This is a genomic window from Amycolatopsis sp. La24, from assembly GCF_029087445.1.
Classification (GTDB): domain Bacteria; phylum Actinomycetota; class Actinomycetes; order Mycobacteriales; family Pseudonocardiaceae; genus Amycolatopsis; species Amycolatopsis nivea.
In genome coordinates this window covers 1-26053 of sequence record NZ_JARACH010000018.1, presented here as the reverse complement: position 1 = coordinate 26053, position 26053 = coordinate 1, and the positions used below count along the sequence as shown (strand labels likewise).

Below are 26053 nucleotides of genomic sequence, written 5' to 3'. Positions count from 1 at the left end.
AGTTAACGGGAGGACGCATGGGCAACCGCACCGAGACCGGCGTGATCGTGGTCGGCACCGGGTTCTCCGGGCTCGGCATGGCGATTCAGCTGCGCAAGGACGGCCGCGACGACTTCGTGGTGCTCGAGAAGGCCCAGGACGTCGGCGGAACCTGGCGCGACAACAGCTACCCCGGTTGCGCGTGCGACATCCCGTCGCACATGTACTCCTTCTCCTTCGAGCAGAACCCCGGCTGGTCGCGCGCCTACTCGCCGCAGCCGGAGATCTACGAGTACATGCGCGGCGTGGCGGACAAGTACGACCTGCGCCGCTTCATCCGCTTCGGGCAGGAGATGACCGGCGCGCGCTGGGACGCCGAGGAGAACCGCTGGCACGTCAGCACCCGCGGCGGCGACGAGTTCGTCGCTCCGGCGCTGGTCGCGGGCGTCGGCGCGCTGCACCGGCCGATGATCCCGGACCTGCCGGGCATCGAGCGGTTCCAGGGCCGCGCGTTCCACTCCGCCGAGTGGGAGCACGACTTCGACTTCGCCGGCAAACGCGTCGCCGTCGTCGGCACCGGGGCCAGTGCGGTCCAGTTCGTGCCGAAGATCGCGCCGGAGGTCGCCGAGCTGACGCTGTTCCAGCGCACGCCGCCGTGGGTGATGCCGAAGGCCGATCGCGACATGCCGGGCTGGCTGCGCGGGCTGTTCCGCGCGGTGCCCCCGGTGCAGCGGCTGTACCGGAATTTCCTTTACTGGACCCTGGAAGCGCGCGCGATCGGCTTCAACGGCCAGCCGTGGATCATGAAGATCGGGCAGCGGCTCGCGAAGAGCAACATCGACCGCGCGGTGTCGGATCCGGAGCTGCGCGCCAAGCTGACCCCGGACTACACCATGGGCTGCAAACGCGTGCTCATCTCGAACGACTACTACCCGGCGCTGGCCCGCGACAACGTCGACGTGGTCACCGATGGCGTCGCCGAAGTGCGCGAGCACAGCATCGTCGACCAGGCGGGCGTCGAGCACGAGGTGGACGCGATCGTCTACGGCACCGGATTCCACGTGACCGACGCGTTCGACAGCCTGGAGATCGTCGGCCGCGACGGGCGCAATCTCGCGAAGGAGTGGGCGAGCGAAGGGATGCGGACGCATCTCGGGATCACCGTCAACGGCTTCCCGAACCTGTTCTTCCTCCTCGGGCCGAACACCGGGCTCGGCCACAACTCGGTCGTCTTCATGATCGAGGCGCAGATTTCCTATATCGCACAGGCGTTGCGGCTTGCCGGCGACCGGGCGCTGGACCCGCGCGAGGACGTGCAGGAGCGGTTCAACGCGCAGGTGCAGAACAAGCTCGAAAAGGGCATCTGGACCCAGGGCGGCTGCAAGAGCTGGTATCTCGACGCGAAGGGCGTGAACCGGACGCTGTGGCCGGGCTTCACCTGGCGGTACTGGCTCGACACCCGGACCGTTCGGCGCGAGGACTACGAACTGCTCGGCTGAGGGTGGCACGAAGGGGACCTTCGCGGCGGGGGATGGAGCCGCGAAGGTCCCCCTCGTGGTCTCTGCGGCAGTCCACAGTGGACTACGGGTACGAGGGGAAGCTTTCGCGGCAGGGGAGGAGTCGCGAAAGCCCCCCTCGTAGTTTCAGGGCAGCGTTCAGCGCGGAGCGGCGCTCCACAGTGGACGCTGGCCGGACGCGGGCAGCGTTGTCCTCGAGCGGAGAAGGAAAAGGAAGAGTACGAGGGGGACGTTCGCGGCAGGGGAGGAGTCGCGAAGGTCCCCCTCGTGGTCTGTGGTCAGGCGGGAGCGAGCTTGCGCAGGTGCGAAACCAGCTCGGCCGTCGGAAGACCGCACAGTTCGGCCATCCGCTCCAGCGCGGCGAAGTCGAACGACACCTCGTCGGCCGAGGCGCTCGCCGGAGCGGGCGGGCCGGACGGCGCGGGCGCGGAAGTGCTTGGCGCGGCAGGAGATCCGGGTCCGGGAACGGAAGCACCCGCGGCGGCTCCTGCGCGGGCGGGCATCGCGACTCCGCTCTGCCGCAACCGTCCTTCGGCCCAGCGCCGCAACGGAGCCAGCTCCGGACCCGCCTCGGCGACGACCCGGCGCAGGTCCACGCGGACCCGGCCCGGTTCCTCGGTGAAGACCCGGCTGTGCACCTTCGCCAGCAAATCCTGCGGAAGCTCGTCCATCGCCACGCACAGTTCGACCAGGCGCACCACGGAACACTGCCGGGTGCCCAGTTCATACGTCGCCAGTGTCTGCAGCGAGATTTCGCTCTGCAGATGCGCGTTCAGCTCTTTGCGCGTCCATCCCCGGCCACGCCTGAGCTTGCGCAGCTCGTCTCCCAGCACTCGCTGGTAGTGCTCAGCGTCGATCACGGCCCCTGCCCCTCAACCAACTTCGCGGACGCGGGCTTGCGTCCCGATGGTGAAAGTGCCGAAGCGGCCGCTCATTACGCGGGTTTCGGGAGAAATTTCTACTTGCCCCGAATGGAGCAACGCGTCAGTTGACGCAGGGCACGCCGTCGGCGGTGATCGGCTGGTCGTCGCTCCCCGGGCCGGTGGGCGTCGACGGCGGTGCGGCCTGCTGCTGTGCCGGAGGCGCTTGCGCCGCACCAGTTCCGCTCGAAGCGCCGTCGGCGGGCTGGTAGTCCGAACCGAGGTACACCTTCACGTGGCCCTTGGGCACGCTCTTGTCTTCCTGCACCGTCGCCTTGGTGCCGAGCGCGTCCGCGACCGCCTGCCCGGCCGCCTCGCCGCCGCTGGGGACCCAGATCACCGTCGTCTTGCGCGAGGACGCGTTGTCCGTGTCGCCGGCGGTGAAGCCCTTGTCCACCAGCTGCTTGGACACGCTCGCCGCGAGACCGGTGCGGTCCGACGCGTTGCGCACGTCGACTGTCGTGTCCTTGTGCGACTGGTCGGGCTTCTGCTGTTGCTGCGCCGGCGCGCCGTCGGCTCCGGCCTGCGGACCGGTGAGGCCCTGCACGAACGCCTTCACCTTCTCCGGGTCGACCTTCACCGCGACGCCGTCGTTCGGGGTGCGGTACTCGACGTTGTCGACCGGGATGGTGCGGAACTCCAGCTGCCCGCCGGTGAGGCCCTTCATCTGCTGGGCGAAGTTGAAGATGTCCCAGTTCTGGTTCAGCACCACGGACTTCTTGATGGCGTCGACCAGAGCGTTGAGCTTGCCCGGGTCGGTCAGCGTTCCGGCGGAGAGGATCTTGCGCGCCATGCCCGCCATGAACACCTGCTGGCGCACCACGCGGTCGAGGTCGCCGCGCGGCAGCCCGTGCCGCTGCCGGACGAACTCCAGCGCCTCCACCCCGGAGATGGTGTGCTGGCCCTTGGTGAACTTCGCACCGGAGTACTCGTCGTCGACGTTGTCCTTCAGGCAGACGTCCACGCCGCCGATCGCCTTCGTGATGTCGCTGAAGCCGAGCAGGTTGATCGCCGCGTAGTTGTCGATCGTGGACCCGGTCAGCTCCTGGATCGTCGAGATCAGCAGCCGCGCCCCGGCCTGGTTGGCCTTGACGTCGAGTTCCTTCGGATCGGTGACGCCCTGGGCCTGCAGGTCCTTGCGCGCCTGCAGCATCGCCCTTGCGTACGCCGAGTTGATCTTGTGCTTGCCGTAGCCGGGGATGTCCACGTACGAGTCGCGCGGCAGCGAGAGCGCGACGGCCTTGCTGCCGTCGTTCGGGATGTGGACCAGGATCAGCGTGTCGGTGTTCAGCTCGCCGTCCGATTCGCCCGCGCGCAGCTGGGCGAGCAGTTCCGGGGAGAGCGGGTTGCCTTGCGCGTCGGTGCGGCTGTCGAGGCCGACCAGGAGGATGTCGCGGGCGCCGTCGGCGGGCTTGTCGCCGCCCGCGCCGTCGCCGATCACGTCGGAGTAGTTCAGCCCGTTGACCAGCCCCTGCAGCGACGCCCACGCGTATCCGGTGAGCCCCATGACCAGCAGCGACACCACGGTCAGAGCGATTTTCGCCCCGCGCAGGCCGCCGCGGCGGGCGCCCCGGTACGGACGGCGCGGGGGCGGTCCGGGACGCCGGGGCGGTCCGCCGGCCTGCGGTTCGCGTCGCGAGCGGGGCGGTGGCCCGGGCCGCCGCGCCGGTCCCCGGCCGGGCTGGTCCTGCCACGAGCGGGCGGGGCGGCGATCGCCTTGCCCGTTCCGAGGCGGGTAGTCCACGGGGCCGGCTCCTTCTCGTCGTTCTGGTCGTCCGCTTCTGGAGACGCATGGTGCCGGGCGGGGGTTGCGACGGATTCGCACCTCCCCCGTGCGGTGTGGTGCGCACCACCTATGTTCCGGTATCCGAAGCAGTTTCGCCCGGTCGGCGGTACGCGTGTCGCGCGTCAGGGTGTCGCGGGAGCCGCCCGTCTCGTCGGCACCATGCACGAACCCGCTCCGACCAGCGCCAACGCCGCGGTGAGAAGGTGCAGGACGACGACCGCCGAGCCGTGCGTTTCGCCCCCGGCGGCGGCCACGAGCGACGGCACACAGGTCAGCGCGGCGGCGAACCACGTCGCGGCCGAGGTCGCCGCTCCGCCGGTCCGGACGGCGTGCAGCAGCAGGACGCCCAGGAGAAGGTGCACGAGGCTCTGGACGGGGTCCAGCCGTAAGCCGAGCACGTCGGCGTCCGCGGCCTCGGCGCCGAAGCGGGCCAGCGCGAGACCGAACACGCCGAGCGTCGCGTAGCCGATGCCCAGTGCGGCGGCGGCGCGGGTGAGCAGCACCTGACGACGGCCGGTCGGCGTGTACGGAAGTGGCGCGGCGGGCGCCTCGGTGCCGGGTTTGCCCGGATGGCGTTCGAACCACCAGAAGACCAGGGCCGCGGGCACGAGCAGCAGCGCCACGGCGGCGAGCATGCGCGGCTGCAGGAGCCAGGTCAGGCCGTTCGCGATCGGTCCGGGCAGGTAGACGACGGCGACGAGCAGCAGCATCGCGGCGAGGAACGCCAGGTACAGGCTCATCGGGGCGCGCAGCATCAGCCCGGCGGTGCGGGTGACGCGGTCGCGGGCGGCCCAGCGACGCAGCGGTGTCGCGAGGAGCCCGACGAGGCCGAGCTGTGACACACCCAGCAGCAGGACGGTCCACGGCCGCGCGGACAACGCGGCAGGCGCGCCCGGGTTGCCGAGCAGTACCGGCGAAGCGTCGAAGGCGAACACTGCGACCGCGAGGGCCGCGACGCCGCTTACAGCCGCGACGGCGAGCATTGGGCGGCGAAGGCGGACGCCATCCGCGTACGCGAACGCCACCTGCTGCGCGAGGAGCGCTAGGGCGAGCGTGGCGGCGTAGCGCGGCCAGGACACGTCCGTCCAGCTCGCAGCGAGTTCTCCGGCTACGACGACGGCGGTCAGCGCCGCGACCGACCACAGCCGCGTACGGCGGTAGAGCGCGAGCAGCATCGGCGCGCCGACGACGGTCAGCAGGTAGACGCCTAGCAGCCACAGCGGGTGCAGCGCGATCCGCATGACGGTGGCGTTGGTTCCCGCCGGGATGCCGAGCAGTTCCAGCGCCAGCGGCACGATCAGGGCGACCACGGCGAAGATCAAGGCCGGGCGCAGCAGCGGGCTGGACCGTTCGGCGAGGTAATGCCGGTAGCCGCGGTCGCGTTCGGCCCGCCAGCCCGCCGCGTTGGCGAGGCCGCCCGCGAAGAAGAGCAGCGGCGTGAGCTGCGCGAGCCAGGTCAGCGGCCACCAGGTGGCCTGCGGCGCGCCCGCCCAGTCGGCCAGCGCGGTCGCCGACTCGCCGACCAGCAGCGCCGCCGCCCCGGCGATGCCGAGCACCGCCCACGGCCGGGGGACGCCTCGAGGCAGGCGCGGCCGCGGGGTCGTGCGGCGGGCGGTGTGCCAGCCGCGCAGGCGCATCACGAGCAGGCAGCCGATCACCAGGACGCCGGCGACCATCGGGCCGATCGGGTCGCCGACCGGCGGGCCCCAGCGCTGATGCCACGAGTTGACCACCAGCCCGCCGGTGAACACCGACGCGACCAGTTGGCAGGTGCGCTCGGAGTTCACCGGGTTCAGCTCGCAGGTGCGGTGCATGTCCTGCTCGAGCCGGTCGTCGAGCGCGGCGCGGGCGGACTGGCCGAGCGGATGGCCCTTGTCGTTGGCGTAGCGGAGCAGGTCGTAGCCGAGGTCGTGCGCCTTGCAGGGGACGGAGAAGTCCCACTTCGTGTTGTCGTCGCCCCACGGGGCCGAGCAGCCGCCGTCGAGGTGCGCCGCGCGGACGGTGCCGTCGCGGGCGGGCAGCGGGCCGGGCTTCACGCCGGTGACCGCGGTGAAGTCCTTGGGCAGGAGCGCGAGCGCGGTGGCCTGCCCGTCCGGGTGGGCGAGCGCCTCGACCGCGTTCTGCGCCGCGAGCACGCCGCCGGTCGGCGGCCCCTGGTCGGGCGGGGACGCGGGCCGCGAGGCGATCAGGCCGAACCCGAACACCACGAGCAGGACGAGCAGCAGCCAGCCGGACGTCGACCAAGGTCGGCGAACGCGAACGGCGGCCGGGGCACGGTCGTCGGTGGCTGGCATGCGCACCAGGGTGCCAGCCCGACGCGCGCTACGGGAGGCGGCTGTCCCCCTCACCCGGGTGGGGGGTAACCCCCGGGGTTGGGTGTGGGGGCCTGTCTCGCTGGAGGGGGCGGTTTCGTCGGCCGTGCGCCCTGGGGGCGGAGGAGGAGTCGTCCCGTTGGAAGGGACAAGTCTCGACGGCGGTGAGCCCGGGGGCGGCGCTGCGGCCCGTCCGGCTGGAGCGGACAAGTCTCGTCGGCAGTAACCCCCGGGGCAGGGGAGGAGTCGTCCCGATGGAGGGGTCAACCTCGGCCGCGGGCCTCGGGGCGGGCGAGGAGTCGTCCCGTTGGAAAGGACCAGCCTCGTCGGCAGTGCGCCCCGAGGCGGGGCGGCGGCCCGTCCCGATGGAGGGGGCAACCTCGGCCGCGGGCCCCGGGGCGGGCGAGGGCGTTGATTGCGCTGAGCGGTCCGGGAGCTACGTGGGGTGCTCGATTCCGGTCTTCGCCGCCGCTCTCGGCGCAGGTGCGGTGCGCGACTGGCCCTGCTCGACGCGCCCCAATGCCACATTGGGTGCGTCAGATGCACCCAATGTGGCGTTCGGTGCGTCCAGCGCACCCAATGTGGCATTGGGGGTTCTCCGCGGCGGGTGCGGGGCCGGTGGGTGCGGGGCGCTGTGGACGTACGTGAGGGCCACCTTCAGGGAATCTGATTCCGTAAGGGTTCCCCTCACGTACCTCCGCTGGAGCAGGGAGCCCGCAGCCCGGGCGAGAGCATCGCCGCGGTGCGGCTCGGGAGGGTTCGATCCACGATGGACGGAACGCAGCCCGACCGAGGCAGAGCCGAGTCCGAGGGAGCGGCGGCGGATTTTCGGGCCTCGGCCGTCCGGGTTCGGCAATCCGGGCCGTTCCGATCCGGCCGAAAAACCGGCCGTCCCGGTTAGCCGTCCGGCCGACAATTAACCCCTCGGCTCAATCCGGCGGAGGAACGGGGCGCGGCCCGTCGCGGACAGTTGCTGAATCGGTTTCGCGATTAATCGCAAAGAGTGCCGGTGATCGGAATTGTGGATCACTCGGACGGCAGATCCGCATCCGCGAAGCGCACCTGGTTCCGGCCGCCTTCCTTCGCGGTGTAGACGGCCGCGTCGGCGGCTTGCAGCAACTGTTCCAGTGTCGTTCCGTTCACCCCGAGCAATGCGACGCCGATCGACCCGGTGCGCCCGGTGATCAATGCCGAACCGCCGCGTTTGTCGGTCGTCACGATGCGCTGATCGGCGATTGCGGTACGGATGCGTTCCGCGGTCACCTTCGCCGCCGTGGTGTCCGCGTCGGGCAGCAGGATCAGGAACTCCTCGCCGCCGAAGCGGCCGATGATGTCCTTGGGGCGGGTTATCTCGTCGAGAGTTTGCGCGACCGTGCGGAGCACGTCGTCGCCCGCCGGGTGGCCGTACGTGTCGTTGATCCACTTGAAGTGATCGAGGTCGATCATCAGCAGCGCCAGGGTTTCCCCGCCGCGCGCGGCCCTTGCCAGCGCGCGTTCCGCGGACTCCGACCACCCGCGCACGTTGAAGATCCCGGTTTTCGGATCGGTGCGCGCTTCGGACTGCAGTTGGTTGATTTCCGCCAGCCGGTTGCCCAGCACCGTGATGAGCACGAGGATCACGATCGCGGGCGGGATGTTCACGAGCAGGATCGTCGCGATGGTGCCGAGGCTGATCGTCGACAGCTCCAGCAGGTTGTCGTCCTTGGTGCCCAAGACGTTGCGCAGCGTGGGCGCGGACGTGCCGCCGAGCGCGAGCAGCCCGCCGATCACGATCGCCTGCAAAGCCGCGTAGCTGAAGCCGACGAGCATCAGGATCCCGAAGACCTGCAACGAGTTCGCGGGCGAAAGCCGGGCCAGTTCGGCGGACGCGAAGGTCTGGTACAGGTGGTGTGCCAGCAATGCCGACACCGCATGCGTGAACGAGGTGAACACGAACTTGTGCGGCGGCCGCCGGGAGTTGAACCACCGCTGGATCCGCAGCAGCGCGATCAGCAGCAGGGTCAGCGGGATCGGCAGCAGCAGCGCGGCCGGGAACACCCAGATGCCGGTCAGGTCGATGTGGACGGCGGTGACCCGGTTGCGCCGCCGTTCCTCCTGCCGCCGGGTGAGCTGGATGTGCACCGTCGCGCAGCCGGCGAGGATCGCGAACCGGCCCCAGTCCACGAGATCCGGGCTCGGCGACGCGATCACGCCGAAGGTCAGCAGCGCCACCGCGATCGCGTCCCAGGCGAGCAGGAACGCCACCATCCGGCGCGGTTTCGTCCAGAGATCCCATGAGGAAACGGGGTTCGCGGCGATCAGCGCGCGCAGCCGTCCCGCGAAGCCCGTCGCGGCGGGCGGTTCCTCCCCGGGGCCGCGGCGGTCACCGCGCGCCGGTTCGGTTCCGGGCATCGGGCCGTGCCTCCTCAGGTGTCGGATGCGGTTCCCGGAAGCTTCCCGGTTCTGCGTCGTTATCAGTTGCCGGTATCATCTCACTCACCGACTTCGAACGCTGTATTCGGCCGTAGTCTCCGAACCCGGAGACGCCTTCCGCGACAACTGCTGCATCCATGAAGTAAATTGCGGAGGAGCGTCCCCGCCGTCCCCCCGAGTGAGGTGTTTTCCCGTGCGCGACCGCGAAGCGTGAATCGAGCTGTTGTCATTTTCCGATGAATTGTCAGCGAGCGGAGGTGGACAGCTGTGCGTGACCGTGAAGCGTGAGTTCCGTGACCGATCCACGACGGATTCGTGACAATGCGAACGGAGGTGTGTTCCGTGCGTGACCGTGAAGCGTGAACCGACTTCCCGTCCGGCGTATCCGGACCCATTCGGCCGGTGCCTCGACCCCGGCCAGAGTTCCATCCCGCAACCCACGATCAGGCCCCGGCCGCGACCGCGTGCCGCACCCGGGTCCACGAGAACGCGGTGGGGATCGCCAGAGCCACGCCGGCCAGCCCGGCCAGCGCGATGGCGGTGACCGCAGACCCGGTCGCCTGGGCGACCACCCCGCCGAGAGCCACCCCGACGCCCTGCGCCACGCGCAGCCCCGTGCGGTAAAGCCCGCCGGCGCCGCCGCGCAGTTCGTTCGGCACCCAGGTGGAGAACGTCGCGGTCACGGTGATGATGTAGGCGCCCATCGCACCGGCGAGCGCGAGCAGCACCAGCGCGACCACCAGGTTCGGCTGCAGCAGGAACAGCGCGAGCAAGGCAAGCGACGTCGTCGCCAGCACGCCGAGCAGGCGCTGCCGGACCTCGGCGGACGCGAATTTCGACAGCAGATAGGCCCCGGCGACGAAGCCGAGCGGGTCGGCGGCGAGCAGCCAGCCGACCGCCGCGGACGGCGCGTTCAGCTGCTGGGCCAGCGGCGCGGCCAGCCCTTCGGGCACCACGGCCAGCCCCACGAGCCACGACAACGCGATCAGCACGCGCAGTTTGCGCTGCCCGAACACCCAGCGGGTCGCGGAGAACCAGGTGCTGTGGTCGCCTCCGGCGGCGGGCCGGTCGTGCACCCACACCCGCACGATCACCGCGGCGATCGCGAAACTCACCGCGTCGATCGCCAGCGCCCACGACGTGCCCACTGCCGTCACCAGCACGCCGCCGCCGGCGAGGCCGAGCAATTGCACCGTGTTGGTGGTGATCCCGCGCAGGTCCTGGCTGCGCAAGTACAGATGGTCATCGGTGAAGACTTCCCGGGTGATCGCGTTCTGCGCCGCGTTCGCCGGTGACGCGGCCAGCTGCACCGCGACGAGCAGCAAACACAGCGCGACCAGCGGCATCCCGGGCAGGCTCATCAGCCCGACCAGCACCGCCTGCGCGGCGGCGCTCACGCTCAGCACGGCGCGGCGCGGATAGCGGTCGGCGAGGAAGGACAGCCCGAGCCCGCCGGCGAGCGCGGGCAGGAAGGTCAGCGCGTAGACGACGGCAGCCCAGAGCGCGGAACCGGTGCGGTGGTAGACGAGGATGGACAACGCCACCTTCGCCAGCTGGTCGCCCGCGCTCGAGATGGCCTCCGCCGCCCAGAGCACGCGGTATTCGACATTCCGCAGCGGCGCCGTAAGCCGAGAGGTCGCTTCGGTCGTCACGAGATGACCACTGCCCCCTCCCCGATCGAGTGAATGCGGGTGTACCGCATTGTGCCTTCGCCTGGTTCGCTCCTGGCCAGGAGTGTCGCCGCTCCGGCCAGGGCATGCACCCTCAGTATGCCGCCGATCACACCAGGGTGAACAGTCGGGAAGAATCCGGTGGCCGGAACGCGGAGCCGTTCGGACTGACCTGCCGCGGGGTATCCGTGGCACTGATCAGCTTTCCTCGTTCGGCGCAGCGCGACCACCGTTCGTCGCCATCGTCCGGTGCGATTGGGCCGAACGGTCCAACACTGGGAGAGACCCGGCGGAGCGGCCGTCCTCGCGCCGGGCGCACCAGCGGGGAGTGAGCGTGGACAGACTGTTGAAGGACAAGGCCGTGGTCGTGACCGGGGCCGGACGCGGGCTCGGGGAGGCGTTCGCCGTGCACGTCGCCAGGGCGGGCGGCGCGGTGGTGGTCAACGACGTGGACGCCGACCTGGCCGAGCGCACCGCCGAGACCATCCGCGGCCACGGCGGGCGCGCGGTCGCGAACGGGCACAGCGTGGCCGACCCGGCGCAGGCGCAGGCGATCGTCGACCAGTGCGTCGCCGAGTTCGGCCGGATCGACGGCCTGGTCAACAACGCGGGGCTCAACTACGAGGCGCTGCCCTGGGAGGACGACGCGGAGCAGGCCCGCCAGCTGGTCGAGGTGAACGTGCTCGGCGTGATGTACACCGGGCTGGCCGCGATCCGGGCGATGGTCGGCGCGGGCGGCGGCGGGTCGATCGTGAACATCTCGTCCGGCGCGTCGCTCGGGCAGCGCAAGCTCGGGGTGTACTCGGCGAGCAAGGGCGCGGTCGCGTCGCTGACCTATTCGTGGGCGCTCGACCTCGACGATTCCGGGATCCGGGTGAACGCGGTGTGCCCGGTGGCGCACACCCGGATGGTGTGGAAATCCGAACGCGCGCTGCGGGCCTGCCCGCCGGAGCGCACGCCGGCGAAGATCGCGCCGGTCGTGCTGTTCCTGCTCGGCGACGGGTCGCACGGCATCACCGGGCAGATGATCCGGTGCAACGGGCCGCAGCTGCACGTGATGGGGCAGCCGTACCTGAAGCAGCCGATCCTGGAACGGCCGGACTGGGACACCGAGACCGTGCAGCAGGCGTTCGACGAGGTGTTCTCCGCCCACCTGGAGAACTACGGACTGGAGAAGCGCGTGCCGCCGCGGCTGCGCAAGTGGACGGAGAACTCGATCCGGGCGTCGTGATCAGCGGGCTTTCGCGGCGGCTTCGCGGCAGCCGGGCAGGTCGATCGCGCGCAGCGTCGCGCCGACCGAGGCGAGCGCGGCGGAGTTCATCGACAGGCTGGTCACCCCGAGCCCGGCCAGCACCGGGGCCAGTTCCGGGTCGGCGGCGGCCTCCCCGCACACGCCGACCGGTTTCCCTGCGGCGGCCCCGGCCTCGGCGACCATGCCGACGAGGCGCAGCAACGCGGTCTGGCTGGGGTCGTTGAGCGCGGCGACCGCGCCGAGCTGCCGGTCGGCGGCGAAGACGTACTGCGCCAGATCGTTGGTGCCCAGCGAAACGAAGTCGACCTCGGCGAGGATTTCCTTGGCGCACAAGGCCGCTGCCGGGATCTCGATCATCACGCCGACCCGGGCGATTCCCGCGGCCCGCGCGCGTTCGGCGAACCAGCGAGCCTCGGCGGCGGTCGCGATCATCGGTGCCATCACGGAAAGCTCGGCCCCGGTGTCGGCGGCGGCGCCCGCGATCGCGGTCAGCTGCCGGTCCAGCAGCTCCGGCCGGTCGAACGCGACGCGCACGCCGCGCACGCCCAGCGCCGGGTTCGGTTCGTCGCCCATGTCCAAGAACGCCAACGGTTTGTCGGAACCGGCGTCGAGCGTCCGGACGATCACCGGCTTCCCGGCGAACGGCGCCAGCACCGCGGCATAGGCCTCGCGCTGCGCCTCCGCGGAGGGCTCGTCCGTCGCCGCGAGGTAGCAGAATTCCGTGCGGAACAAGCCGATTCCCTCCGCGCCCGCCTCGGCCGCGGCGCGGGCGTCCGCCGCCGAGCCGACGTTCGCGAGCAGCTTCACCGGATGCCCGTCGGCGAGTGCGCCGACACCGTCCCATTCCGCGCGCGGCTTCCGGATCGCGGCGCGCACGGTGGCGTCGGACGGCGAAACCGTTCCGGCGGAGCCGTCCACCGCGAGGCCCGGACTGTCCGCGGCGAGCACTCCGGAGCACGCGACCACGGCCGGAATTCCCAATGCCCGCGCGAGAATCGCGGTGTGACTGGTCGGTCCGCCCTCTTCGGTGACCAGTGCGAGGACCAGTTCCGGGTCGAGACCGGCGGTGTCGGCCGGGGCGAGGTCGCGGGCCACGAGCACGCTCGGCACCGTCAGTTCGGGCACGCCCGGCGGCGTCACCCCGAGCAGGTCCGCGACGATCCGGTCCCGTACGTCGGCGACGTCGCGGGCGCGCTCGGCCAGATATCCGCCCGCGGCTTCGAGCGCCGTCATGAACTTCGCGGCCGCCTCCCAGACGGCGCGCGGAGCGGGCAGCGACTGCTCCCGGACGAGCTGTTCGGCGGACGCGAGCAGCGCCGGATCCGCCGCCATCGCCGCGGTCGTCTCCACGACTGACCGGGCAGTACCGGACACGGAACGGGCACGATCGGACAACCGGGCAGCGACCCGGGCGGCGGCGGGCGCGATCCGGTCCGCCTCCCGCGCCAGGTCGGCGGGCACCGGCCGGTCCTCGGGTTTTCCCAGGTCAGTGGCTACGACAACGCGCGGGCCCTGTGCTTGGCCGGGGCTGACTCCGACTCCGGACAACGACATGGCGAGACCTCCGGGAGCAAAGGATCTTGTAACTGGGGATTGACAGTACGGTAACAACGGGCACAATCAAATGACAACGGGCAAACAGCGGAGAGGAACGGGCATGTACGCCGCCGAACGGCATCAGCTCCTCGCACAGCGGGCACGCCGAGACGGACGGGTCGACGTGGGCGACCTCGCCGCCGAACTGGGCGTCGCGCCCGAGACCATCCGCCGCGACCTGGGCGTCCTCGAACGCCAGGGCGTCGTCCGCCGGGTCTACGGCGGCGCGGTCGCGGTGGACCGGCTCGACTTCGAGCCCGAGGTCGCCCAGCGCGACCAGACCAACGCCGCGGAGAAGGACGCGATCGCCCGCGCCGCGCTCGACCAGGTCCCCGACCGCGGTTCGGTGCTGCTCGACGCGGGCACCACGACCAGCCGCCTGGCGACGCTGCTCCCGGCCGACCGCGACCTGACGGTCATCACGAACTCCCTTTCGATCGCGTCGATCCTGGCCACTCGCCCGGGAATCACGCTGCACATCCTCGGCGGCCGGATCCGCGGGACGACGCTCGCGACGGTCGGTTCCGCGTCGCTGCACGCGCTCGACGGACTGCTCGCCGACGTCGCTTTCCTTGGCGCGAACGGGTTTTCCGCCGAACACGGCTGCACGACGCCGGACGTCGAGGAGGCCGCGGTGAAATCCGCCCTCGTCGCCGCTGCCCGCCGCCGCGTCCTGCTCGCCGACCACAGCAAGTACGGCGCGGACCAGCTCAGCCGGTTCGCCCGCTTGTCGGAGATCGACGTGCTGGTGACCGACGGCGGGATCGACGCGGGCGCGGTCGCGGAGCTGGAAGAGGCCGGTCCTGAGGTGGTGCTCGCATGAGTGCCGCTGTCATGCCCGACCGGAGTCTGGACCGCGACTGCGGGCTGCCGGGGATCGTTCTGCCGGCCGCCGAGGCGGTGTTCGCATGATCGTCACCGTCACCCCCAACCCGAGTCTGGACCGCACCGCTCAGCTCGGCGAGCTTCGGCGCGGCGAGGTGCTGCGTGCCTCCCGGGTCCGGCTTGATCCCGGTGGCAAGGGCGTCAACGTTTCCCGCGCGCTCGCCGCCGCCGGGTCGCCGACCGTCGCGTTGCTTCCGGCGGGCGGTCCAGTCGGCGAGCGGCTGGCCGACCTGCTCGCGCCGGAAGGCGTGCCCGTCGTCGCGGTGCCGATCTCCGGTACCACCCGCAGCAACATCACCCTGGTCGAAGCGGACGGCACGACCACCAAGATCAACGAGCCCGGTCCGGAGCTTTCCCCGGCGGAGCTGGCCGTTCTGCGGCAGCGCACCGTCGAACTCGCCGCGCGCGCCGAATGGGTCGTGTGCTGCGGGAGCGTGCCGGCCGGGGTGCCTGACGATTTCTACGCCCAGCTCGGCGAACTCGCCCGCGACGCCGGGGCGAAGGTCGCCGTCGACTCCTCCGGGGCGCCGCTGGCCGCTGCGCTCGCCGCCCGCCCCGACCTGATCAAGCCGAACCTCGACGAGCTGGCCGAGCTGGCCGGGCGGTCGCTGCCCCAGCTCGGCGACGTGGTGCAGGTGTGCCGCGGTCTGGTCGCCGAGGGCGTCGGCGCGGTGCTGGTCAGCCTCGGCGCGCGCGGCGCCGTGCTGGTCGAGGGCACCGAGACCTGGCACGCGCTCGGCCCGTTGGTCGCCGTGCGCAGCACCGTCGGCGCCGGAGACGCCGCACTCGCCGGATTCCTCCACGCGGGAGGAACCGGCCCCCAAGCCCTGCGCGCCGCGGTCGCCTACGGCACCGCCGCGGTCGCGCAGGAGGGCAGCCGCATGCCCGCCCCGCAGGACGTGCACCCGGACCAGGTGCGCCTGCTCGCCGCCGATCCCACCCTCACCCTCAGCGGAGCCGCAGCATGACCACCTCAGACCTGATCACCGCCGACCTGGTCGACCTCGAGCTCGCCGCCGCGGACAAGAACGCCGCGGTCCGCGCGCTCGCCGGACGGCTCGTGTCCGCCGGGCGGGTGACCGACCTCGAGCTGTTCCTCAAGGACGTCGCCGCCCGCGAGGAGCAGATGGCCACCGGGCTGGAGGGCGGCATCGGCATCCCGCACTGCCGCTCGGCCGCCGTCACCGCGCCGACGCTCGCCTTCGGCCGCAGCGCCGACGGCATCGATTTCGGTGCCCCGGACGGCCCGGCGAAGCTGATCTTCCTCATCGCCGCGCCGGACGGCGCGGATTCCGCGCACCTGAAGGTGCTCGCCGCGCTGGCCCGCCGGCTCGTCCGCGCGGAGTTCAAGCAGACCCTGCTGGACGCCGCCGATCCCGCGGCGGTCGCGGCCTACATCGGCGAGGAGGTGTCCTGACATGAAGTTCGTTGCCATCACCGCGTGCCCCACCGGCATCGCGCACACGTACATGGCCGCCGAATCGCTGGAGCAGACCGCGAAGGCCAACGGCGACACGATCGTGGTCGAGACGCAGGGCTCCGCCGGTTCCGAACCGTTGTCCGCGGCGGACATCGCGGACGCCGACGCGGTCATCTTCGCCGCCGACCTCGCCGTGGCCGGCCGGGAACGGTTCGCGGGCAAGCCGATCGTCGAAGCCCCGGTGAAGGCCGCGATCAACGACGCGGCCGGGCTGTTCGAACGGGCGAAGGCGGCTGCAGCGGAGCCGCCCGCCGATCAGCCCGCCGCCGCGGAACCGGAACTGACCACCAAGGTCGGCGAGCACGACCGGCTCGGCTCCCGGATCCGGCAATGGCTGATGACCGGCGTCAGCTACCTCATCCCGTTCGTCGCCGCGGGCGGCCTGCTGATCGCGGTGAGCTTCGCGCTCGGCGGGTACCAGATCGCCGACGCGCCCAAGGTCACCGAGCATTTCGACGCCGGTTCGCTCGCCGGCTGGGCCGCGCTGATGTACCAGATCGGCAGCGTGGCGTTCCAGTTCCTGGTGCCGGTGCTCGCCGGGTTCATCGCGTTCGCGATGGCCGACCGACCGGCGATCGCACCCGGTTTCGTCGGCGGGGCGGTCTCGGTCGCCATCGGAGCCGGATTCCTCGGCGGCCTGGTGGCCGGTCTGTTCGCCGGCGGCGTGGTGCTGGGGCTCAAGAAAATCCGGGTGCCGAAGGCGATGCGCGGCATCATGCCGGTGGTCGTCTACCCCCTGCTCGGGACCGTCGTGGTCGGCGTGCTGATGTACGTCGTGGTCGGCAAGCCGATCGCGATCGCCACCACCGGCCTCACCCACTGGCTGAACAGCCTCAGCGGCACCAGCGCGGTGCTGCTGGGCGCGCTGCTCGGGCTGATGATGGCGTTCGACATGGGCGGTCCGGTCAACAAGGCCGCGTACGCGTTCGCCGTCGGCGGCCTGACCACCGGCAGTGCCGGTTCGCTGCAGATCATGGCCGCGGTGATGGCGGCCGGGATGGTGCCGCCGCTCGCCCTCGCGCTCGCCTCGACCGTGCGGAAGAAGCTGTTCACCGCCGCGGAGCGCGAGAACGGCCGGGCCGCGTGGCTGCTCGGCGCCTCGTTCATCACCGAGGGCGCGATCCCGTTCGCCGCGGCGGATCCGTTCCGGGTGATCCCGTCGATCATGGCCGGTTCGGCTGTCACCGGAGCGCTGTCGATGGCTTTCGGTGCGACGCTGCGCGCGCCGCACGGCGGGATCTTCGTGGTGCCGCTGATCGGCAACCCGCTGCTGTTCCTGGTCGCGCTCGTGGCCGGGACGCTGGTCGCGGCCACGTCGGTGGTCCTGCTCAAGCAGTTGCGGTTCCGTTCCGCCGAGCCGGCCGCCGCTGTTTCCGCTCATCCGGTCAATGCCTGAGGAGGCTGTCGTGTACCAACGCCGCATCGTCGTCGCCAGCAGGGTCGGACTGCACGCCCGTCCGGCCGGGCTGGTCGCGCAAACCGCTGCCGCGCAGCCCGCGAAGGTTCGGATCGCCAAGGTGTCCGGTGGCGCGGTCGGTGACCCGGTGGACGCGGGGAGTGTGCTCAGTCTGATGACTCTCGGGGCCGCGCATGGCGACGAGGTCGAGCTCAGTGCGGACGGCGCGCAGGCTCGGGAGTCGGTGGACGTGCTGGTCGAGTTGATCGCCAAGGATCTCGACGCCTGATCCGCCGGAACACGGTGCGGCCGGGACTGTCCCCGGCCGCACCGTTTTCACGCGTAGAGCGAGGCGATGTCCGGCTGGTAGCGCTCGTTGATCACCCGGCGCTTGAGCTTGAGCGTCGGGGTCAGCTCGCCTGTCTCGGGCGTCCACGCGGTGGTGATGACGTGGTAGCGCTTGATCTGCTCGGCCCGCGCGAGCCTGCTGTTGGCCGACTCGACGGCCCGCGCGATCTCCGCCTGGACCGCCTCGTGCTGGGCCAGTGTTTCGATGTCCGCCGCTTCGACGCCGTTGGCCGCTGCCCAGCCGGGCGCGATCTCGTCGTCGAGCACGATCAGCGCGGTCACGTACGGCCGCGCGTCGCCGATCGCGACCGCCTGGCCGATCAGCGGGTGTTCCTTCAGCAAGCCCTCGATCCGGGTCGGCGCGATGTTCTTGCCGCTCGAGGTGATGATCAGTTCCTTCTTGCGGTCGGTGATCGTGACGTAGCCGTCGTCGTCGATCGTGCCGATGTCGCCGGTGGCGAACCAGCCGTCGGCGTCGGTGGCCGGTTCGATCGTGCCGTCCGGCTGCAGGTAGCCGAGGAAGACGATCGGACCGCGGACGAGCAGTTCGCCGTCCTCGCCGGTCTTCACCTCGACGCCGTCGATCGGACGCCCGACGGTTCCCGCGCGGAACGCGTCGGCGCTGTTCGCGGTCGCCGCGCCGGTGGTCTCGGACAGGCCCCAGACCTCGCGGATCTCGACGCCGAGCCCGGCGAGGAAGTACAGCACTTCCAGCGGCAACGCGGCCGCGCCGCTGGACGCGATGTGCAATTGGTCGAGCCCGAGCAGCCCGCGCACCGGGGCGAGCACGGTCTCGTCGGTCTTCGCGATGCGCTCGGCGAGATCGGCGGGCAGTTCCTCGCCCGCGCTGCGGAGTTTGTAGCCCTCTTGCAGGAGTTCGTTGGCCGAGATGAGCGCCTCGCGCCGGTCCTCGGGCACGCCGGCGAGCATGTTCTTCAGGCCCGCCACCATCTTTTCCCACACCCGCGGCACGCCGAAGAAACTCTGCGGACGCACCTGGCCGAGCGCCGCGACGACGCCGGACGGATCGCCGATCGTGTGCACGTGGCCCGCCGCGACGATCGGCAGGTAGATCGACAGCTCGCGTTCGGCGATGTGCGCCAGCGGCAGGTACGCGATGTTCGTGGCGTGCATCGGGGCCTTGTGCAGCGTGTGCACGGCGATGCCCTCGTGGATCGCGTTGCGGTGGGAGAGCACGACGCCCTTGGGGTCGCCGGTGGTGCCGGAGGTGTAGATCATCGCGAGCGGGTCGTCCGGGCGGATCCCCTGCCACGCCCGGTCGAACGCCTCGGGGTCGGCGGCGAGCGCGGCGCGGCCGGTTTCGCGGACCGCGGAGTACGCGACGAACCGGTCGTCGCCGTCCGGGATCGCGGATTCGTCCATGACCACCACGCGGCGCAGCGCGGGCAGGTCGTCGAGCACCGGCAGCCAGCGCGACAGCTCGTCGGCGCCGGCGAGGACGACGATCGGGGCGGCGCTGTGCCGCGCGACGTAGCGGATCTGCTCCGGGCTGAGCGTCGCGTACGCCGTGCACGGGATGGCCGCCAGATGGACCGCCGCGAGGTCGGCGACGAGGTGGTCCGGCGAACTCGGGGCCATGATCAGCATCCGGTCGCCCGCGGCGAGGCCGAGCCCGGCGAGCCCGCGCGACACCTCGGCGATCGCGGTCCGGAACTCGCTCCAGGTGAGCGTCGGACGGCCCTCGAGATCGAGCGACGTGAGCGCGGGCCGGTCCCCGTACTCGACGGCGTTGCGCCGCAGCAGCAGCGGGATGGTCTGGCCCTCGGCTTGTTCGGCGATCGACTGGGTCAACGCTGACCTCCTCCGGTGGTGCCTGGTCAGGTCACTCTAGGTCGTCGAAGCGGCGGCCGATAGAGAATCCCGGCCAGCCTCGGCGCTCGAGGGACCGGCCCGCCTCCTGTTAGAAAGGGGGCGAACCGGAACCCCGAGGAGCGTCGATGACCGAATCCGCCGTGCGCAGCGAGAGCCTTGCCGACGAGGCCGCCGCACTCGACGCCGCCGACCCGCTCGCCGCGAAGCGCGCGGAGTTCGACCTTGACCCGGAAGTCGCGTACTTCGACGGGAATTCCCTTGGCGCGCCGCCGAAACACGTCGCGGAGCGGGTGAGCCAGGTGGTGCGGCAGCAGTGGGGGCGGCGGCTGATCCGGTCGTGGGCCGAGGGCTGGTGGGAAGCCCCGCAGCGCGTCGGGGAGCGGATCGCGCCGCTGGTCGGGGCCGCGGCCGGACAGGTCGTGGTGGCGGATTCGACGAGTGTGGACCTGTTCAAGGTGCTCGTCGCGGCGGTGCGGGCGAACCCCGGTCGCGACGAGGTCCTGGTCGACGCGGCCACGTTCCCGACCGACGGCTACGTGGCCGACCAGGCGGCCCGGCTCACCGGGCACGCCGTGCGGCGCGTGCCGGTGGCGGAGCTGCCCGGCGCCGTGAGCGAGCGGACCGCCGCGGTGCTCGTGAACCACGTCGATTACGTCAGCGGGCGGCTGCACGACATGCCGTCGGTCACCGAGGCGGTGCACGCGGCGGGCGCGCTCGCGGTCTGGGATCTCTGCCACAGCGTCGGCGCGATTCCGGTTGAGCTGGACGCGTGCGACGTCGACTTCGCGGTGGGTTGTACGTACAAATTCCTCAACGGCGGGCCGGGCTCGCCCGCGTTCGTCTATGTGGCACAGCGGCATCAGGCGGAATTCGATCAGCCGCTCGCCGGATGGGCCGGGCACGCGGATCCGTTCGGCATGGAATCCGGGTACCGCGGCAGCGCGGGGATCGCGCGCGCCCGGGCCGGCACGCCGGACATCCTGTCGATGCTCGCGCTCGACGCCGCGCTGGACGTCTGGGACGGCGTCGACCTTTCCGTGCTGCGCGCGAAAGGCTTGGCGCTGGGCGACTTCTTTTTCCGGTGTGCGGACGAACTCCTTCCCGGAGCCGACATTCCGACGCCGCGCGAACACACGCGCGGGCACCAGGTTTCGGTGCGGGACGCGGGCGGGCAGCAGACGATGAACGCGCTGCACGAACGCGGGGTGCTCGGGGATTTCCGGCCGCCGGACGTGCTGCGGTTCGGGCTGGCCCCGCTGTACACGACTTACGCCGAGGTGCTGCGGGCGGTGGCCGTGCTGCGCGAGGTGCGCTGAAAAGAATTCGCGCAATATCCTCGCGGATTCGCGGGGATCCGGCCGGATTCGCGGGTCCCGGGTGAACAATCGGTGTCGTGCTCGCCCCTTCGGGTGATCGACGGGCGCGCCGCGCGCTGCCCTGCGGGTATGCTCGGTGCCTGTTTTTTCGCGGGCCGAAGCTGATCGGGCAGCGGTGTCCGCCGCGCGGATCCGGGGCGAAAGGGGCCGAAATGATCGAGAACCGCGGCCGGGAAGTGCCGCTCTCGTACCTCGTGACCCTGCTCGTCGGCGTGGTCATCGGCTTCGTGCTCGCGCGTTTCGGCGGGCTGGTCGCGCGCTATCCGGTCGAATCGACGCTGGTGGCGGTGCTGGTCGCGTCCGTGGCGGTGCTGGCGTGGGCGTGCCGGGAGATGCTGCACGATCTGCTGCGGCGCGACCGGCGCGAGGCGGCGGAGGAAACCGAAACCGCGCCGGTGCCGCGGCTTTCCGCGCATCGGCCGCCGAATGGCGTCCGGCGCTGAATTCCGGAAATCGATCTCGGTTTTCCGTTCGATTCCGCCGCCGATGCGGAAATGCGCATGAGTTTCCGGTGAGTTTTCGCGGACTCGTCGTCGTGACGGACCTCACGCGCGGGCTCCCTGCCGACGGCGGCGGAGCCGGTGCGACCAAGGTCACGTCCGGTGGTGATCAGTTTTCCAAGCACCACAGTGGGTTACTAGCAGGTAACAAGAGGATGACGGCAACGCGGGTCCGGACTTGACTCACCCGTGAAGGTTGCTTACCGTCGTCGCGGGCAACGCAGACCACGGTGAACTGTGATCCGGCTGGTCGGACCGGTGCAACGAAAACACCGAGGACCCGAATACCACAGCAGTGCCGGAAGGAAAACGGATCACGGTGAAGCAGAATTCCGGGCGAAAGGGCCGCGGCTCCTCGATTCGCTCTCGCGTGCTCGCGATCGCGTTGATTCCTAGCGTGGCGTTGCTCGTCGTCGGTATCGCGCTCGCCGGATACCTGATTTTCGACGCGACGCAGGCGCGAAGTTACGCGCAGAAGATTCGCGGTTCGGAAGGCCCCGGCATTCCGTTCCTGCTCGCCGCGGAACAGGAGCGGCAGCTGTCGATGAGCGTGCTCGCCGGACAGGACGCCGCGCGCGCCGCGCTGCTGGCGACCCGGCCGAAGACGGACGCGTCCGCCGCGCAGATCACCTCGGTGCTGCAGGGCAACTTCGCGAGCGACTCGAACGTGCCCGCGAGCGTCAAGCAGAACATCGCCACGTTCGCCGCGCTGGAGGCGAAACTGCCGCAGCTGCGCCAGCGGGTCGACTCCGGCCAGGTGCCGCGGCTCGAGGTTTTTTCCTTCTACAACCAGATCATCGACCAGTTCACCCAGGGCGTCGCCGGTCTCGCGCAGGCCGCGCGCGGCGCGGACAACGCCTACGCCCGGCTGTCCGCGATCCCGATTTTCAACGCCGCCGAGGAAATGCAGCGCAGCGACGCACTGGCCTCGGCCGGGCTCGCCGCGGGCGGGCTGTCCGGCGACGAGCAGCGCGCGTACCTCGGCCAGATCGGCGCGTACCACGCGCAGCTCGAACAGTCGGTGCCGCAGATGGTGCCCGAGGTGCGGGCGAACTACGACAAGCTCGTCTCCAGTCCCGCGTGGACGACCGTGACGCAGGTCGAGAACGCCTTGCTGTCCGGCGCGAAACAGCTTCCGGTGCCGCTGGAGCAGTGGCGCGCCGACGCCAAGCAGGTCGCCACCACGCTGATGACGATGTTCGCCGCGCAGAGCGCGCACGCGACCAACGCGGCGATCACCGACGCGGACGACACGCTGCGGAACTCGATCATCGCGGGCGCGGCGGCAGTGCTCTTCGCGCTCGCCGTGGTGCTGGTCGCGCTGCGGCTGTCGAACCGCTTCATCTCCCGGCTCGCCCGGCTGCGCGAGGACACCCTCGACGCGGCCGAGGTGCGGCTGCCGGAACTCGTCGGCCGGATCCGGGCGGGCGAACCCGTCGACCTCGACGAGGGCGGGCACCTGCTCGACCACGGCACGGACGAGATCGGCGAGGTGGCCGAGGCGTTCAACCTCGCGCAGCAGTCCGCGCTCGCCGCCGCGGTCGAAGAGGCCAAGACCCGGCAGGGCACGAAGGCGGTGTTCCTCAACATCGCGCACCGCAGCCAGGTCATCGTGCACCGGCAGCTGAAGGTGCTCGACGCCGCCGAGCGCAAGCAGGAGGACCCGGACCAGCTCGACACGCTGTTCCGCCTCGACCACCTCTCCACCCGCGCGCGGCGCAACGCAGAGAACCTGATCATCCTCGGCGGCGGCCAGCCCGGGCGGCAGTGGCGCAATCCGGTGTCGCTGGTCGAACTCGTCCGCGGCGCGGCGGCCGAAACCGAGCACTTCGCGCGGGTGAAGACGGCGAAGCTGCCCGAGGTCGCGGTGCGCGGCCCGGTCGTCGGCGACCTCGTGCACCTGCTCGCCGAGCTGATCGACAACGCGACGTCGTTCTCGCCGCCGGAATCGCGCGTCGAACTGCGCGGCAACGTGGTCGGCAAGGGCGTCGTGATCGAGGTCGAGGACCAGGGCCTCGGCATCGAGCCGGAGCAGGCCGACGAGTTCAACGCGATGCTCGCCGACCCGCCGGACTTCGGGATCATGGCGCTGTCCGACGAACCGCGGCTGGGCCTGTTCGTGGTCGCGCGGCTGGCGTCGCGGCACGGGATCTCGGTGCACCTGAGCGAATCCGCGTACGGCGGGACCCGGGCGATCGTGTTGGTGCGCAAGGATTTGCTCGCTCCGATCAGCGAGACGGAGCCCTCGGACGCCGCCGCGGAACCGGAATCGGACGGGACGCCGGAGATGTCGCGACTCGCGGTGGAGCCGTCGCGGCCCGCGCCGGAACCGCAGCGGGCTGAGCCGCAGCGTCCGGAACTGCCGCAACGGAAGCGTCCGGAACCGCAGCGGGCGGACCTGCCGCAGCCGTCGCGGATCGCACCGGAACCGCGGGTCGCGCCGGAGCAGCAGCGGCCGGAGTCGCCGACCCGCCGCGCGATGCGTCCGGTGGCCGAGGCGCCGCCGGCCCGTCCGCCGCACAACCGCGAACAGCGCCCGCCCGCGGACGCCGGCCGCGCGCCGCGTCCCGCGGTCGAAAACGGCCGGGCCGCGCCGCCGCGTCCGCCCGGACGGCCCCCGCTGCCGCAGCGGCGCCGGCAGCAGAACCTCGTCCCGCAACTGCGCGGCGACCGGCCGGCGCCGGAATCCGACGAGGTCCGCGAGGATTCGCCGGAGCAGGCCCGCTCCCGGCTCAGCGCGTTCCAGCAGGGCACCCGGCGGGCCCGCGAGGCCGATCCCGGGCACGACAACAGGTACGGAGATCGCGACTGATGGCGAACAACGGCGTCAACGAGCTCGACTGGCTGCTCGACGACCTCGTGCAGCGGGTCGCCGGCGCGGACCGCGCGGTGGTGCTGTCCGCGGACGGGTTGCTGATCGGCCGGTCCGGCAATCTGTCCGAGGCGGACGCGGAGCACCTGTCCGCGGTCGCGTCGGCGTTCCAGAGCCTCGCCCGCGGCACCGGACGGCACTTCGGCGGCGGCAACGTGCGGCAGACGATGGTCGAGATGGACCACGCGTTCCTGTTCGTGACCGCGGCCGGGCGGGGCGCGTGCCTCGCGCTGCTGGCCGGGGTCGACGCGGACATGGGGCTCGTCGCTTACGAAATGAACCTGATGGTCAAGCGGGTCGGTGCGGTGCTCACCGCGGCGCCGCGGGCCGGAGCGGTCCAGCGGACCTCGCCATGACGGCGCAGGGCCGCGAATCCTGGTACGAGGACGAGGCAGGTCCGCTGGTGCGGTCCTATGCCGTCACCGGCGGGCGCACCCGGTCCGACACGCGCGGGCTCGACCTCATCACGCTCGTCGTCGCGTTGCGCGCCGCGAGCGAGACGCCCGGGCTCGAACCGGAGTACTCGCGCATTCTTTCCCTGTGCCAGCGCCCGGTTTCGGTCGCCGAGGTGGCCGCGCGGGTCGATCTCCCGCTGCCGGTGGTGAAGGTGCTGCTGAGCGATTTGATAGAACGCAACCTCGTGCTGTTCCGCACCGCGACGCCGGTGACCGACGCCCCCAGCCCCCACGTACTCCAGGCGGTTCTCGATGGCATCCGGAAACTCTGAGCCCCGCCGGTCGCTCACCGCGCAAGCGGTGAAGGTGCTCGTCGCGGGCGGGTTCGGGGTCGGCAAGACGACCATGGTCGGCTCGGTCAGCGAGGTGCCGCCGCTGCGCACCGAAGAGGTGATCACCGCCGCGTCCGAGGGTGTGGACGACCTGTCCGGCGTCGAGGGCAAAACCACCACGACGGTCGCGCTCGACTTCGGCCGGATCACCATCAACCCCGAGCTGATCCTGTACCTCTTCGGCACGCCGGGGCAGGACCGGTTCTGGTTCATGTGGGACGAACTGGCCGAGGGCGCGCTCGGCGCGGTGGTGCTGGCGGACACGCGACGGCTCGAATCTTGTTTCCCCGCAGTGGATTTCTTCGAGCAGCGCGGGTTGCCGTTCGTGGTCGGGGTGAACTGCTTCGACGACGCTTACCGGTACGGGACCGAGGAAGTCCGCGGGGCGCTGGATCTGGATCCGCAGGTGCCGTTGCTGCTGTGCGACGCGCGGGAGCGGGATTCCACCAAGCAGGTGCTGACGGTGCTGATGGAGCACGCGCTCGGACGGGCCATGCTCGTGAGCGGCAACCCCGGGTAGTTCCCGGGATTGCCGCTCTCGGCGCGGTTTTCAGCGGCGGCGCAGCTGGTCCAGGGAGGCCGCGCCCGGGCCGACCACCGCGATGACGAGGAAGATCCAGGCGAAGAGCGCGGCGGGCTCGCCCATGTTGTGCAGGGGGAGCAGGCCTTCCGGGGCGTGCACGGTGAAGTAGGCGTAGGCCATGACGCCGGAGAGCACGGTCGCGGAGACGCGGGTGAAGAGCCCGGCGAAGACGAAGACCGCGCCGACGACCTCGATCAGGCTGGCCCAGTAACCGGGCCACTGGCCGAAGGGGACCGCGCCGCCCGCGTTGTCGATGCCGCCGAAGAGCCCGAAGCCCATCAGGCCGTGGCAGAGGAAGAGGAACGACACCACGGCGCGGAAGAGGGCCAGTACGGTCGGGCGGACTCGGTCTGCCAGGGACTTCGCGGCCTCGGACGTGGTGGCGGCTGCGGTCTTGGGGGCGGTGGTGGTGGTCATCTTGGGTCCCTCCCGGGTGGCTGTTGGCTGCCTTCTGCCTATGCGTCGAACGTGGCCGGCCGGGATCGACACATCGCCGGGAAGTTTTTTCGAGGCGGTGTTTGGGCTGGTCAGGGGGGGGCTGGCAGGGTG

General features: G+C 71.1%; 21 protein-coding genes. 13 read left to right on the top strand and 8 right to left on the bottom strand.

The genetic code is table 11. From position 1 onward, the window contains the following. Positions 1-17 precede the first annotated feature (17 nt). Positions 18-1478 carry an NAD(P)/FAD-dependent oxidoreductase gene (locus PUT80_RS18650; RefSeq protein ID WP_275292963.1) on the top strand — a complete coding sequence of 487 codons (1461 nt, stop codon included), beginning with the start codon at positions 18-20 and terminating at the stop codon, positions 1476-1478. Positions 1479-1774: 296 nt separating this feature from the next. Here the strand turns inward: PUT80_RS18650 and PUT80_RS18645 are convergent, their stop codons facing one another. The 5 genes from PUT80_RS18645 to PUT80_RS18625 form a co-directional block, all read right to left on the bottom strand. Next, positions 1775-2356, bottom strand: a complete 582-nt coding sequence (locus PUT80_RS18645) for a helix-turn-helix transcriptional regulator (protein WP_275292962.1) — start codon at positions 2354-2356, stop codon at positions 1775-1777. A gap of 124 nt (positions 2357-2480) precedes the next feature. Further along, positions 2481-3923 (bottom strand): LCP family protein, encoded by a 1443-nt coding sequence (locus PUT80_RS18640; RefSeq protein WP_275293016.1) that lies wholly within the window; start codon positions 3921-3923, stop codon positions 2481-2483. A gap of 401 nt (positions 3924-4324) precedes the next feature. Continuing rightward, on the bottom strand, positions 4325-6496 hold the full coding sequence (locus PUT80_RS18635) for a phospholipase A2 (RefSeq protein WP_275292961.1): 2172 nt from the start codon (positions 6494-6496) through the stop codon (positions 4325-4327). Between the two features lie 1044 nt (positions 6497-7540). Then, positions 7541-8905 (bottom strand): GGDEF domain-containing protein, encoded by a 1365-nt coding sequence (locus PUT80_RS18630; protein ID WP_078870546.1) that lies wholly within the window; start codon positions 8903-8905, stop codon positions 7541-7543. 464 nt (positions 8906-9369) lie between these two features. Next, positions 9370-10578 carry an MFS transporter gene (locus PUT80_RS18625; RefSeq protein ID WP_134734342.1) on the bottom strand — a complete coding sequence of 403 codons (1209 nt, stop codon included), beginning with the start codon at positions 10576-10578 and terminating at the stop codon, positions 9370-9372. A gap of 352 nt (positions 10579-10930) precedes the next feature. Between PUT80_RS18625 and PUT80_RS18620 the strand changes: the two genes are divergently transcribed. Then, positions 10931-11827, top strand: coding sequence for an SDR family oxidoreductase (locus PUT80_RS18620; RefSeq protein WP_037815220.1), 897 nt, complete (start codon positions 10931-10933; stop codon positions 11825-11827). Here PUT80_RS18620 and ptsP read toward each other — a convergent pair whose 3' ends face one another. Further along, the gene (gene ptsP / locus PUT80_RS18615) at positions 11828-13402 is read right to left on the bottom strand and encodes a phosphoenolpyruvate--protein phosphotransferase (RefSeq protein WP_275292960.1); all 1575 of its coding nucleotides are present in this window, start codon (positions 13400-13402) and stop codon (positions 11828-11830) included. Between the two features lie 103 nt (positions 13403-13505). Between ptsP and PUT80_RS18610 the strand changes: the two genes are divergently transcribed. From PUT80_RS18610 to PUT80_RS18590, 5 genes are all read left to right on the top strand, one after another. Continuing rightward, positions 13506-14267: a DeoR/GlpR family DNA-binding transcription regulator gene (locus PUT80_RS18610; RefSeq protein WP_037815217.1), complete on the top strand. Its 762-nt coding sequence runs from the start codon at positions 13506-13508 to the stop codon at positions 14265-14267. Between the two features lie 85 nt (positions 14268-14352). Next, complete coding sequence (gene pfkB, locus PUT80_RS18605) at positions 14353-15297, top strand: 1-phosphofructokinase (RefSeq protein ID WP_238604521.1); 945 nt, start codon at positions 14353-14355, stop codon at positions 15295-15297. Continuing rightward, positions 15294-15746, top strand: coding sequence for a fructose PTS transporter subunit IIA (locus PUT80_RS18600; protein ID WP_275292959.1), 453 nt, complete (start codon positions 15294-15296; stop codon positions 15744-15746). The genes pfkB and PUT80_RS18600 overlap by 4 nt, the downstream gene beginning before the upstream one ends. Before the next feature lies 1 nt (position 15747). After that, positions 15748-17205, top strand: a complete 1458-nt coding sequence (locus tag PUT80_RS18595) for a fructose-specific PTS transporter subunit EIIC (RefSeq protein ID WP_275292958.1) — start codon at positions 15748-15750, stop codon at positions 17203-17205. Then, a complete protein-coding gene (locus tag PUT80_RS18590) occupies positions 17198-17494 on the top strand; it encodes an HPr family phosphocarrier protein (RefSeq protein WP_037815212.1) in 297 nt (98 codons plus the stop codon). Before PUT80_RS18595 ends, PUT80_RS18590 begins: the two co-directional genes overlap by 8 nt. A gap of 47 nt (positions 17495-17541) precedes the next feature. Here the strand turns inward: PUT80_RS18590 and PUT80_RS18585 are convergent, their stop codons facing one another. Continuing rightward, positions 17542-19365: an AMP-dependent synthetase/ligase gene (locus PUT80_RS18585; RefSeq protein ID WP_134734347.1), complete on the bottom strand. Its 1824-nt coding sequence runs from the start codon at positions 19363-19365 to the stop codon at positions 17542-17544. Positions 19366-19511: 146 nt separating this feature from the next. Between PUT80_RS18585 and kynU the strand changes: the two genes are divergently transcribed. From kynU to PUT80_RS18555, 6 genes are all read left to right on the top strand, one after another. Beyond that, positions 19512-20702 carry a kynureninase gene (gene kynU, locus PUT80_RS18580; RefSeq protein ID WP_275292957.1) on the top strand — a complete coding sequence of 397 codons (1191 nt, stop codon included), beginning with the start codon at positions 19512-19514 and terminating at the stop codon, positions 20700-20702. Positions 20703-20914: 212 nt separating this feature from the next. Further along, the gene (locus PUT80_RS18575; protein ID WP_037815209.1) at positions 20915-21205 is read left to right on the top strand and encodes a hypothetical protein; all 291 of its coding nucleotides are present in this window, start codon (positions 20915-20917) and stop codon (positions 21203-21205) included. Between the two features lie 376 nt (positions 21206-21581). Beyond that, positions 21582-24074, top strand: coding sequence for a nitrate- and nitrite sensing domain-containing protein (locus tag PUT80_RS18570; RefSeq protein ID WP_275292956.1), 2493 nt, complete (start codon positions 21582-21584; stop codon positions 24072-24074). Next, positions 24074-24490, top strand: a complete 417-nt coding sequence (locus tag PUT80_RS18565; RefSeq protein WP_009082431.1) for a roadblock/LC7 domain-containing protein — start codon at positions 24074-24076, stop codon at positions 24488-24490. The genes PUT80_RS18570 and PUT80_RS18565 overlap by 1 nt, the downstream gene beginning before the upstream one ends. Next, the gene (locus PUT80_RS18560) at positions 24487-24861 is read left to right on the top strand and encodes a DUF742 domain-containing protein (RefSeq protein WP_037815208.1); all 375 of its coding nucleotides are present in this window, start codon (positions 24487-24489) and stop codon (positions 24859-24861) included. Before PUT80_RS18565 ends, PUT80_RS18560 begins: the two co-directional genes overlap by 4 nt. Further along, positions 24842-25441 (top strand): ATP/GTP-binding protein, encoded by a 600-nt coding sequence (locus PUT80_RS18555; protein WP_037815207.1) that lies wholly within the window; start codon positions 24842-24844, stop codon positions 25439-25441. Before PUT80_RS18560 ends, PUT80_RS18555 begins: the two co-directional genes overlap by 20 nt. Positions 25442-25471: 30 nt before the next feature. Here PUT80_RS18555 and PUT80_RS18550 read toward each other — a convergent pair whose 3' ends face one another. Then, positions 25472-25921, bottom strand: a complete 450-nt coding sequence (locus tag PUT80_RS18550) for a DoxX family protein (RefSeq protein WP_275292955.1) — start codon at positions 25919-25921, stop codon at positions 25472-25474. Positions 25922-26053: the final 132 nt, after the last annotated feature.

What these genes read in the sequence shown, in the direction of transcription:
- PUT80_RS18650 (WP_275292963.1), top strand. Translation starts at nt 18, where the DNA reads ATGGGCAACCGCACCGAGACCGGCGTGATCGTGGTCGGCACCGGGTTC.
- PUT80_RS18640 (WP_275293016.1), bottom strand. Translation starts at nt 3,923, where the DNA reads ATGGGGCTCACCGGATACGCGTGGGCGTCGCTGCAGGGGCTGGTCAAC.
- PUT80_RS18635 (WP_275292961.1), bottom strand. Translation starts at nt 6,496, where the DNA reads ATGCCAGCCACCGACGACCGTGCCCCGGCCGCCGTTCGCGTTCGCCGA.
- PUT80_RS18630 (WP_078870546.1), bottom strand. Translation starts at nt 8,905, where the DNA reads ATGCCCGGAACCGAACCGGCGCGCGGTGACCGCCGCGGCCCCGGGGAG.
- ptsP (WP_275292960.1), bottom strand. Translation starts at nt 13,402, where the DNA reads ATGTCGTTGTCCGGAGTCGGAGTCAGCCCCGGCCAAGCACAGGGCCCG.
- PUT80_RS18610 (WP_037815217.1), top strand. Translation starts at nt 13,506, where the DNA reads ATGTACGCCGCCGAACGGCATCAGCTCCTCGCACAGCGGGCACGCCGA.
- pfkB (WP_238604521.1), top strand. Translation starts at nt 14,353, where the DNA reads ATGATCGTCACCGTCACCCCCAACCCGAGTCTGGACCGCACCGCTCAG.
- PUT80_RS18600 (WP_275292959.1), top strand. Translation starts at nt 15,294, where the DNA reads ATGACCACCTCAGACCTGATCACCGCCGACCTGGTCGACCTCGAGCTC.
- PUT80_RS18595 (WP_275292958.1), top strand. Translation starts at nt 15,748, where the DNA reads ATGAAGTTCGTTGCCATCACCGCGTGCCCCACCGGCATCGCGCACACG.
- PUT80_RS18590 (WP_037815212.1), top strand. Translation starts at nt 17,198, where the DNA reads ATGCCTGAGGAGGCTGTCGTGTACCAACGCCGCATCGTCGTCGCCAGC.
- kynU (WP_275292957.1), top strand. Translation starts at nt 19,512, where the DNA reads ATGACCGAATCCGCCGTGCGCAGCGAGAGCCTTGCCGACGAGGCCGCC.
- PUT80_RS18575 (WP_037815209.1), top strand. Translation starts at nt 20,915, where the DNA reads ATGATCGAGAACCGCGGCCGGGAAGTGCCGCTCTCGTACCTCGTGACC.
- PUT80_RS18565 (WP_009082431.1), top strand. Translation starts at nt 24,074, where the DNA reads ATGGCGAACAACGGCGTCAACGAGCTCGACTGGCTGCTCGACGACCTC.
- PUT80_RS18560 (WP_037815208.1), top strand. Translation starts at nt 24,487, where the DNA reads ATGACGGCGCAGGGCCGCGAATCCTGGTACGAGGACGAGGCAGGTCCG.
- PUT80_RS18555 (WP_037815207.1), top strand. Translation starts at nt 24,842, where the DNA reads ATGGCATCCGGAAACTCTGAGCCCCGCCGGTCGCTCACCGCGCAAGCG.
- PUT80_RS18550 (WP_275292955.1), bottom strand. Translation starts at nt 25,921, where the DNA reads ATGACCACCACCACCGCCCCCAAGACCGCAGCCGCCACCACGTCCGAG.